General features: G+C 67.5%; 9 protein-coding genes and 2 pseudogenes. 1 reads left to right on the top strand and 10 read right to left on the bottom strand.

The features are described from left to right. Nucleotides 1-72: 72 nt before the first annotated feature. The 10 genes and pseudogenes from LRH25_RS12555 to LRH25_RS12595 form a co-directional block, all read right to left on the bottom strand. On the bottom strand, nt 73-504 hold the full coding sequence (locus LRH25_RS12555; protein WP_231011238.1) for a hypothetical protein: 432 nt from the start codon (nt 502-504) through the stop codon (nt 73-75). Between the two features lie 52 nt (nt 505-556). Continuing rightward, nucleotides 557-946 (bottom strand): annotated as a pseudogene (locus tag LRH25_RS33295) (3-(3-hydroxy-phenyl)propionate transporter MhpT); the annotation flags it as partial. 334 nt (nt 947-1,280) lie between these two features. Continuing rightward, nucleotides 1,281-2,345, bottom strand: coding sequence for an alcohol dehydrogenase catalytic domain-containing protein (locus LRH25_RS12560; RefSeq protein ID WP_231011239.1), 1,065 nt, complete (start codon nt 2,343-2,345; stop codon nt 1,281-1,283). A 253-nt stretch (nt 2,346-2,598) separates the two neighbouring features. Further along, complete coding sequence (locus tag LRH25_RS12565; protein ID WP_141284513.1) at nt 2,599-4,029, bottom strand: aldehyde dehydrogenase family protein; 1,431 nt, start codon at nt 4,027-4,029, stop codon at nt 2,599-2,601. A gap of 38 nt (nt 4,030-4,067) precedes the next feature. Beyond that, nucleotides 4,068-5,636, bottom strand: a complete 1,569-nt coding sequence (locus LRH25_RS12570; protein WP_141284515.1) for a bifunctional 3-(3-hydroxy-phenyl)propionate/3-hydroxycinnamic acid hydroxylase — start codon at nt 5,634-5,636, stop codon at nt 4,068-4,070. Between the two features lie 28 nt (nt 5,637-5,664). Next, nucleotides 5,665-6,066 (bottom strand): nuclear transport factor 2 family protein, encoded by a 402-nt coding sequence (locus tag LRH25_RS12575; protein WP_141284517.1) that lies wholly within the window; start codon nt 6,064-6,066, stop codon nt 5,665-5,667. Nucleotides 6,067-6,097: 31 nt separating this feature from the next. Next, the gene (locus tag LRH25_RS12580; RefSeq protein WP_141284519.1) at nt 6,098-6,640 is read right to left on the bottom strand and encodes a VOC family protein; all 543 of its coding nucleotides are present in this window, start codon (nt 6,638-6,640) and stop codon (nt 6,098-6,100) included. Between the two features lie 29 nt (nt 6,641-6,669). Then, nucleotides 6,670-7,212: a cupin domain-containing protein gene (locus tag LRH25_RS12585; protein WP_141284521.1), complete on the bottom strand. Its 543-nt coding sequence runs from the start codon at nt 7,210-7,212 to the stop codon at nt 6,670-6,672. A 46-nt stretch (nt 7,213-7,258) separates the two neighbouring features. Next, on the bottom strand, nt 7,259-7,840 hold the full coding sequence (locus tag LRH25_RS12590) for an amino acid synthesis family protein (RefSeq protein ID WP_141284523.1): 582 nt from the start codon (nt 7,838-7,840) through the stop codon (nt 7,259-7,261). A 22-nt stretch (nt 7,841-7,862) separates the two neighbouring features. Then, nucleotides 7,863-8,723 (bottom strand): fumarylacetoacetate hydrolase family protein, encoded by an 861-nt coding sequence (locus LRH25_RS12595; protein ID WP_141284525.1) that lies wholly within the window; start codon nt 8,721-8,723, stop codon nt 7,863-7,865. Between the two features lie 189 nt (nt 8,724-8,912). On the opposite strand from LRH25_RS12595, the pseudogene LRH25_RS12600 reads away from it, so the two are divergent. Beyond that, a pseudogene (locus LRH25_RS12600) lies at nt 8,913-9,778 on the top strand (IS3 family transposase); the annotation flags it as partial. Between the last annotated feature and the right edge of the window lie 125 nt (nt 9,779-9,903).

Below are 9,903 nucleotides of genomic sequence, written 5' to 3' on the forward strand. Positions count from 1 at the left end.
CGAAAGGAGCGTTCTGGCGTGACGCGACCCACTGCTCTGACGGCAGCGTGATCGCTCTCGGGGTACTGCGGGCTAGGCCGCCTTGCGGCGCCGCAAGTTCAGTTCGGCCACGGGAGCCGACGCCGGCAGCCGGTTTACCGGATCGGTGGCGGCGACGGCCTGCATCGCAGCGAGGCGTCTCACCAGCAGCAAGGTGCAGGTGGCCGCGATCGCCACGCCCGGGATTGCCGAGGCGATCACCATGCTGGCCGATTGCCCGCCCGCAAGCAGCATGCCGCCGAGCGCCGGTCCGGCCACCGAACCGATGCGCCCGATGGCAATCGCGGTGCCGACGCCGGTGCCCCGGACATCGACCGGATACGGGCCCGGTGCCAACGCGTAGATCAGCGACTGCGCGCCCAGGACGCAGGTGCCGGCCAGGAAGCCGATGACGGCCAGGGCGGCGAATCCATCGACCGAGGCGAGCGCGGACAGCGAGGCCAGGATGCCGGCGAACACCAGCACGGATGACCCGCTGCGGACGCCAGCGACCCATCAACACCCCCAGCACCGCGCAGCCGATGGCGCCGCCGACGTTGAACAGGATCATGACCGCGCCGGTCATCGGCTTGGTCAGGCCCTTGCCGATCAGCAGCGACGGCAACCAGTTCAGCAGGAAGTAGACGACGAGCAGCGTGAACAGGAAGCTGGCCCACAACAGCCAGGTCGAGGCCGCGCGGCCGGGCGCGAAGAGTGCGGACCCCAGCGTCGGCTTGGCGGGTGAACCCAGGCCCGTTCCCGCGGCGGGATGCAAACGTGCGAGCAGTTGGCGCGACTCGGGCAGGAATGCCATGAGCACCGGTGCCAACAGCAGCGGCGCGATGCCGCCGACGTAGAACACCAACCGCCAATCGCCAGTCGCGTTCAACAAGCCGATCGCGGCCGCCGTGGCGCCGCCCAGCGGCATGCCGCAGTACACCGTCGTGACCGCGGTGTTCTTCAGGCGAGCAGTTCGGTGTACCCCGGGGCGTGGGCGGTCAGCAGCGACGCGAGCGCAAAGGCGACCATCTAGCCAAGCAGGATGCGCTTGCGCCCCACGTGATCGGACAGCCACCCGCAGATCGCGGCACCGGGCAGCAGCCCGATGATGCTTGCGCTGAAGACGAATCCCATTGGGGCCACCGACAGGCCGAACTGCGCGCGCAGGCCAGGCCGCAGAGAAACCAGGTCAGACGGGCGTGGCCGTCGAGAGGTTCACGCGAAGCGGCGCGAGCAGAGCTTGTCATGATGATGTCCTCCGCTCACGGGTTCACGACGAAGTTGCCGAAGCCACCGTTGCGGTTCTCGATGCCCGAGATCGCTTCGTTGACCTTGGCCAGCGGGAACTTGACCTGCTCGAACACGGAGAGGTCCAGCAGGCCCGCGGCGGCCATGTCGGCCATATCCTGGCCCTCTCCCGCGGAGAACCACAGGGAGCCGGCCAGCGAATGCTGGCAGTCCATCATCGTGTGGATGTCGACCGGTAGCGACCCGGCCGCGGCGCCGATGTCGATCGTCTGGCCGCCACGGCGCAGCGAACGCATGCCCTGCAGGAACGACTCGTGCGGCGCGCCCGGGCCGCTGGCGTCGATGAAGATGTCGATGCCTTGACCCTGCGTCACCTCGAGCGCCCATTCATCGATAGAGCGGCCATCTTCCAGCGAGAGCACTTCGATGCGCGACGGCGCGAGCGCCTTCACACGTTCGAGCAGCCCCTTGTTGCGGGCGGTGCCGAGGATGCGCGTCGCGCCCATCGCGAGGCCGAACAGCGCGCCGCCCAGGCCCAGCGTACCGCTGATGCCGTTGACCAGCAGGTTCTTGCCCGGCGCGACACCGGCCTTGCGCATGGCCGAGTACGCGGTGCCCAGGTAGCCGAAGCGCGAGGCCTGGTCGTAGGTGACCGAATCGGGCAGCGAGACCAGCGAATACTGCGGCGCCGTCATGTACTCGCCCAGGCCGCCGTACGGATAGGCCTGGAAGATGGGGAGCGACTTCTCGGAGAAGCCGAAATAGCCGTTGAACGTGTAGTGCGTGCAGTTGATGTGGTCGCCGTAGCGGCAGGCGCGGCAGCCGCCGCAGTAGCGACCCGGGTTCACGTAGACGCGGTCGCCGGCCTTCCAGGCGTGCACCTGCGAGCCGACGGCAGCGATCTCGCCTGCCGGGTCGAGGCCGAAGATCGCGGGCAATGGCGGCAAGGGACGCTCGGGAAACCACGTCGGCCAGTTGGAGAGGATGTTGGCCAGGTTGGGGACGATCCCGCAGGACCGAACACGAACCAGCACGTCCTGAGGGCCCGGCGTCGGAACGGGAATGTCTTCCAGTTCCATCGGGCAGCCCACCATGTGCATGCGCGCTACTTTCATCGTCTTCATCAGCTGTCTCCTGAGGCGCCGTGTGATTCGGTCTATATGCACACTTTTATTTTATGTGCATAAAGATTATTTCTTTGCGTGAATAGGCGCTTCGCGACGGTCTTCCCCCATCGGGGCTAACCCGCAAGACAACGCCAGTAGAAGCGTCGCTCGGGCAGCGCTCCGCCAGCAGCCGCCCGGCCCGATAGGATCGGTGGCTTGTGAGCCTTCAGGCCGCGGTGTAGGCGGTCTTGACGGTGGTGAAGAACTCGGCGGCGTAGCGCCCTTGCTCGCGCGAGCCGTAGCTCGAGCCCTTGCGACCGCCGAATGGCACGTGATAGTCCACGCCGGCCGTCGGCACGTTGACCATCACCATCCCAACCTCCGCCTCGCGCTTGAATCGGGTCGCGTGGCGAAGTGACGTCGTGCAGATCCCGGCCGACAGGCCGAACTCGGTGTCGTTGGCGACGCGAATGGCGCCGTCCACGTCGTCGACCGCGATGACGCACGCGACCGGCCCGAAGATCTCCTCGCGGGCGATGCGCATCTCCGGCGATGCGTCGACGAACAGCGCCGGCTCGAGGTAGAAGCCCGGCGCGTCCCGCTTCGGTTGCGCGCCGCCCACCACGAGCCGGGCGCCTTCGCTGCCACCGACGTCGATGTACTGCAGATCCTGCGCGAGCTGGTCGGCGTCGACGACGGGGCCGATGTCGGTGCCGGCCGCGCGCGCGTCACCCACCTTCAGGGCGCGCAGCCGCTCCGTGACGCCGTCGACGAACGCCGGCAGGATGCCCTTCTGCACGATCAGGCGGCTCGACGCCGTGCAGCGTTGGCCCGTCGAAAAAAAGGCGCCCTGGACGGCGCACTCGACCGCGGTCTTGAGGTCGGCGTCGTCGAGCACTACAAGCGGGTTCTTGCCGCCCATCTCGAGCTGCACCTTGGCAAACCGGGCTGAGGTCCCCGCGAGCACGCGTCGACCGGTGTCCACGGAGCCGGTGAACGTCAGCGCGTTGACGTGGCGATGGTCGATCAGCGTCTGCCCGACACGGCTTCCCGGCCCCATGACGAGGTTGAAGACGCCGGGCGGCAGCCCCGCGCGCGAGATGATCTCGGACAGCGCCCACGCCGAGCCGGGCACGAGGTCGGCAGGCTTGAACACCACGCAGTTCCCATAGGCCAATGCGGGCGCGATCTTCCAGGCCGGAATTGCGATGGGGAAATTCCAAGGCGTGATGATGCCGACCACGCCGACCGGCTCTCGCGTGATGTCGACCTCGACGCCGGGCCGCACGGACGGCAGGTGCTCACCGCCACCACGCACGACCTCGCCGGCGAAGAACCGGAAGATCTGGCCGGCGCGCGCCACTTCGCCGATAGCCTCGGGCAAGGTCTTGCCTTCCTCGCGCGCCAGCAGGTCGCCGAGCTCGGCCTTCCTGGCGAGCAGCTCGCTGCCGATCCGGTCGAGCGCGTCGGCGCGGGCCTGCACCGACCCGCGCGCCCAGGCGGGAAATGCCGCATGCGCTGCGGCGATGGCGGCTTCCGTCTGGGCGACATCGGCATGCGCGTACTCGCCGACCAGGTCGCGCGTGTCGGAGGGGTTGATGTTGCGGCGCACGGCGGCGCCCTCGAGCCACTCGCCCGCGATGAAGTTGCGATTCATGTCCACGTCTCCAGGATGTCCGGCGGCGCCGGCGCGAGTCAGGGTGTTGGGGCGAGCCGCTCGCGCAGCCGGGCCAGCAGGCGCAGTGCGCCTTGAACGTCCCCGGCGGTGCCGAAGACGTAGTGATCGGGACGAACGACTGCGATCATTGCGCCGAGCTGCGCCAGCCAGGGGCCGATCACCGGGCCCTCCTCGCGCACCGCGACGACCTCGCCGGGCGGGTCGGCGTCGTCGTCCTCGAGGACGATGAGTCGACCGCCGGCGGGCAGCGCCGCCATGAGCGCGGCGGCGTCTTCTGGCGCGAGCGGGCCCGCACACGCGACGCGTACGCAGGGTCCCGTGACCTCGTCGAGCAGAACAGGTTCGGCGCCGCGCGCACGGATCAACGGCTGCGGAAACAGCGTGCCGGCACCGGACGTGTCCTCCGCCACGAGGTCGCCGGTCAGGTCGGGAATCATGTTCTGCCGGATGGTGGTCCTGATCGATCCGCCGTGCTCCTCGAGCAGGCGCGCGTCACGCTCGCGTGCGCGCTGGGGATCGCGCTCGCAGATGACGCGACCGAGTGCGATCGACGCCGCCGTCGTCGCGCGAACGTGCGGGCGGCGCTCCTTCCCGTAGGTGTCGAGCAGCGCATCCGACGACTCGCCCTTGATCACGCGGCGCAGCTTCCACGCCAGGTTCTGGGCGTCGCGGATGCCCTGCACCATGCCCTGCGCCATGAACGGTGGCGTCATGTGGGCGCTGTCGCCCGCGAGCAGGACGCGCCCGCTGCGCCAGCGCTCGGCCACGAGCCCGTGGAAGCGATAGGCGGCGGCGCGCCACAGCTTGACCTCGCCGGGCTTCACCCAACGCGCCAGCAGCGGCCAGAGTTCCTCGTCCGGAAAGTTGGCCGACAGGCTGTCGCCGGGCAACAGCATCACCTCCCAGCGCCGGTGATTGCCTGGCCCGACGACGAACGTGCAAGGGCGCTCCGGCTCGCAATACTGGACCTGGGTCTGCGGCAGGTCGGCCAGCTTCGCGTCCGGGACGATCGCGTCGACCACCAGCCACGGTTCGTCGAACCCCAGATCCTCGAGCTTGATGCCCAGCTTCTTGCGGATCGGGCTGGCGCCGCCGTCGCAGGCCACGAGGTACTTCGCCGTGAAGCGCGTCACGTCGCCGCCGGCCAGGCGGACGTCGGCCCAGACGTGCCCGTCGCCCTCCCCGCTGTCCTGGATCTCGGCCGAATAGTGCACCTGCGCGAGCTCGAGCTCGGTCAGCCGCTGACGGATCTCGCGCTCGAACGCGGGCTGGTCGAACACGTGGTTCGGCGCCCAACCCAGGCGGTGCGGGGCCGGCGCGGAATCGAGCCGCTTGATCAGCGGGCCCTCCACGCCCAGGTACTCGCTCGGTCGGTACGGTGCGGAGTGGCGGCACACGCGATCCGCGATCCGGAGTTCCTGCATCACCCGCATGACCTCGTGATCGAAGCCGATCGCGCGCGGCAACGGGAACAGGTCGGGCAGCTTGTCGAACGCGGCCACGCGCAGGCCGCGCTGAGCCAGCAGGCCGGCCAGCACGGCGCCGGTGGGCCCGAGTCCCGCGACGATCACATCCGCATCGAACATATGTCTCTCATTGATCTTTCGCGAACCGTCAGCCTGGCAATCGCGTCGACTGGAACACCGCGAATCGCCACCCGTCGCGCCGGACCCAGATCTCGGTCGCCAGGGACTGGACGTCGATCCGCTGCGATTCACCGTGCCGCTGGATGGTCTGCGACAACTGGCCGCGGACCACCACCGTGTCCATATCCTCGAAGGTGCAGGCCACCGCGAGCGACACGCGGCGAAATTGCTGTCGGTCTCGGACGAATGCCAGGTACCCTTCGCGATCGTGCGTGATGCCGGTCGCGTGCGTGTAGCGGAGTTCCTCGGCCAGCAGCGTGCGCAGGAGCGATCCGTCCCGCGTCTCGAGCGCCTCGGCTCGCTTGCGCGAGGCCGCGAGCACGCTGGTCACCGACGGACTCGTCGCGCCCTCAAGAGTCGAAGGCGACATCGAGGATTCCTTGCGACGTGAAGTGGGGAGGTCAGGCCGACTCGGCCGAGAACTGCCGTTGCCATTCCTCGCGCGGCAGGAACGTCGGATCTGCGCGGCAGATGCGCTCGGTCTCGGTCCAGATCTCGGCGTCGGCCTTCTCGAGATCCAGCGGATCGCCATGCGGTTGCGCGACGTAGTACGGCGTGTCCAGGTACACCTCGACGGTGTTGCCTTCCGGGTCGGAGAAATAGATCGACAGCGCATTGCCATGGTTCAGGCCGCGCATCTGGCTCGCGCCCAGCCGCAGCGCGTCCTGCTTGACACGGCGCAGGTCGTCGAGGGCCTGCACTATGAACGAGAGCTGCATCACGGTGCTGAAGACCGCCTCCGCCGGACGACCCGACGACAGCACGAGCTGATGGTGCTGCTCGGGTCGCGCGCTGAGGAAGACCAGCTCGTTGCGAAAGGTCTTGCCCATGCCGCGGTCGGTGATCTTCAGGCCGAAGACCGAGGTGTAGAAATCGACCATGCGCGGCAGGTCGTGGACGAACACGCCGACATGGGAGAGGTTCGGAAGTGCGGAGGCAGTCATGAGTTCTCGCTCGTACGGAGTGTGAGCGCTCAAGCGGCGCGTTCGGCGCCCACCAGCACGAACAGCATGACCGCCGGCGCGTGGCTCTTGTTGCGCCACGCGTGCCGGTTTCCATGCTGCACCACGACGTCGCTGCGCTTCAGGAGAACTTCTTGACCGTCGTCGAGCTCGAGCGTGATCTCGCCGTCGAGGACGACGTCGTAGTCGATCGAGTCCGTGGTGTGCATCCCGGGACTGTCCATCTCGAACGTCTCGGCCAGGCCCGGCATCGCGCCGCCGAATTCGGCGCCGAAGGCGGCGGGATCGAAGTCCGCGCGCATCATCACCGCGTCCGGCGGGAAGGTGACGATCATGAGGCGGGTGCCGCCGGCACCGGGCGTCCACGTGGCCGTGGGGGTCACGTCGTCGACGCCGGACCGGCCCACCTTCGCACCGCCGTTCGTCGACCACAGCAGCGTTGGCGAAAATCCCGGAACGCTCTTGAAGTCGGTCGTGCGCGGAGCCGCGCCGTCGGCCAGCACGCGGGACTTTCCGTCGGGCCCGTTGCCCGTGATGACACGTCGAATCTGCATGGCTTGTCTCCGTCTGATTGATTTATGGATGCTCGATCGAGCGAGGTCAACGCAGGCCGTCGAGCCCCTTGACGTCCGCCGCCGCCAGGCCGCCGATGCGGGCGTGGATGCGACCGCCCGTGGCCATCGCGAGGCCGAACGCGATCTCATCGCGGCGCGGCCCGTCCCACACCGTCATCTCCGCGGTACCGAAATGGCTTCGGACATACGCCGCCTGGGTATGTCCCAGCGGGATCATCAGGCGCGTACCCATGTGGCCGATGGTCTTGGCCGCCGGCACGATCGCTTTGGGCTGGCCCAGCACCTCACGCATGGCCCAGCCGCCGGCCTCGTGCCAGAGGGCGCCGTGTTCGAGTTCGCCATCCTCGCCGACGATCGCGCCCTTGCCGTAGGCCTGCACGCGATCCGCGCCGCCCAGGGCCTCGACCAGCCGCGTCGACAACTGCGTGCCGAGTGCGCGCAGTTCGGCCATGAAGCCCATCAGGTCGGCCTCGTGCCGTCCCGCGTAAGGGTTGCGGATGATTGCGAGCGCGGTTGCCACGACCAGCGGCTGGGCCGCGCGCGGGCCGCGTTCATGGAATATCTCCTCGACCGCGAGGTGCGTCTTTCGAATATCTACGAGCGACATGGATTTTCTCTCGAATCGGGGTTCAAGCTTGATCGACGATCGGGTTGCGGAGCGTGCCGACGGCTTCGATTTCGACTTCGACGACGTCGCCGCCCTTCATGTACATCGGCGGCTTGCGGCCGAAGCCGACGCCGGCCGGCGTGCCCGTGACGATCACGTCGCCGGTCGCGAGCGTGAAGATGGTGGACGCGTAGGCGATCAGCTTCGGAATCGAGAAGATCATCAGGCTGGTGTCGCCCGACTGCATGACCTCGCCGTTCAGGCGCGTCTCAAGCTTGAGCTTGCGGCCGGGCTCGATCTCGTCGGCGGTGACCATCCAGGGGCCGAATCCGCCCGTCGATTCGAAGTTCTTGCCCGAAGCGATCTGCTTCGCGTGGAACTGCCATTCGCGCACGCTGGCGTCGTTGTAGCAGGCGTAGCCGGCCACGTGCTTGTAGGCGTCCGCCTCCGCGATGTTGCGGCCGCCTTCGCCGATGATGACGGCGAGCTCGCCTTCCCAATCCAACGTCTCGGACACGCGCGGACGCACGATGGGCGCACCGTGAGCGGTCTGCGAACGCCACACGCGCAGGAAGACCGGTGGGAAGTCCGACAGCTCGCGCTGCAGGCCGGCGGCCAGCGCCTCCTGGTGGTGATCCATGTAGTTGCGCACGGCGCAGACGATCTTCTCCGGCCGCGGGATCACCGGCAGGAACTCGATCTCCGAGAGAGCCACCTCGGCGGCCTTGCCCGCGACGAGCGCGTCCCGATCGATGTAGCCGGGGCTGCCGATGAACTCGGCGAGCGTGGCACAGCCGGTCGGGCCGGCGAGTTCCACGACGCCGTCACCGACCACGGCGCCCCAAGTTTCACGGCCATCGCGCTTGTAAGAGAGCAGTTTCATATCGACTTCCTCGAATGTTCGTTGTCAGTCGAAATTTGCGCATAAAACATTCGACCATGCACAATGCTACCGCCGACGCCGGCGCGTGTCCAGCGAGCATGGAGGGCGAAGGGCAGTGGTTTACCCGAGTGACCTGCTCCCCACAGGCCGTACCAATCTGAAGTAGCAAGGGGTCCGCCATTCAGGAGAATCGCGGACAAGAGGAAGATCAAGTTCACAAAGGAACAGATCATCGGGTTCCTCAAGCAGGCCGAGGCCGGCATGGCGGTGGCGGAGATCTGCCGCAAGGGCGGCTTCTCGGACGCCACGTTCTACAAGTGGCGCGCCAAGTTCGGCGGCATGGATGTATCCGAGGCGCGGCGGCTGCGCGAGTTGGAGGCGGAGAACGGCAAGCTCAAGCACCTGCTGGCCGAGGCCCATCTGGACCTGCATGCGCTCAAGAGCGTGCTCGGGGCAAAAAAGGTAGCCCCACAGGCCAGGCGCGAGATGGTCACGCGGCTGATGCATGAGCATCAGTTGTCCGAGCGTCGCGCGTGCTGGCTTGTGGGGCTAAGCCGAGACAGCTTCCGACACCCGCCAGTGCCCAGCGCGCAGACGCTGAAGGACAAGATCGTCGAGATCGCGCACGTGCGTCGGCGCTTTGGCTACCGGCGCGTGCATGACCTGTTGCGCCTGGACTTCCGGGCGTCAACCACAAGCGGGTGTACCGGCTCTACAGCGCGGCCAACCTGGCCGTGCGCAGGCGCACGATGGAGCGCACGCCGCTGAACATCGCCCAGCGCATCAACGAGGTGTGGAGCATGGACTTCGTCAGCGACAGCCTGGCCGGTGGACGGCGCATCAAGTGCCTGACGGTGGCCGATGACTTCAGCCACGAATGCGTGGAGATCGCCGTGGACTACGGCATCAGCGGTTTGTACGTGACCCGGCTGCTGGATCAGGCGGCGCGCTTTCGGGGCTACCCAGCGATGGTCAGAACCGACAACGGGCCGGAGTTCACGAGCCGGGCCTTCATCGCGTGGACGCAGGAGCATCACATCCGGCACATCCTCATCGGTAAGCGATCAATAAACCCCGTCCTTGAACTCCCGGCTGAGAGCTGACAGCCTACGTTCCCACGTAGACGAACGTGGGAACGTGATGACAGACGAATTGCAAGAGCTCAGGCGCAGGCTGGTGG

The sequence above is a fragment of the Ideonella azotifigens genome, from assembly GCF_021043325.1.
In the GTDB taxonomy this organism is placed as follows: domain Bacteria; phylum Pseudomonadota; class Gammaproteobacteria; order Burkholderiales; family Burkholderiaceae_C; genus Ideonella; species Ideonella azotifigens.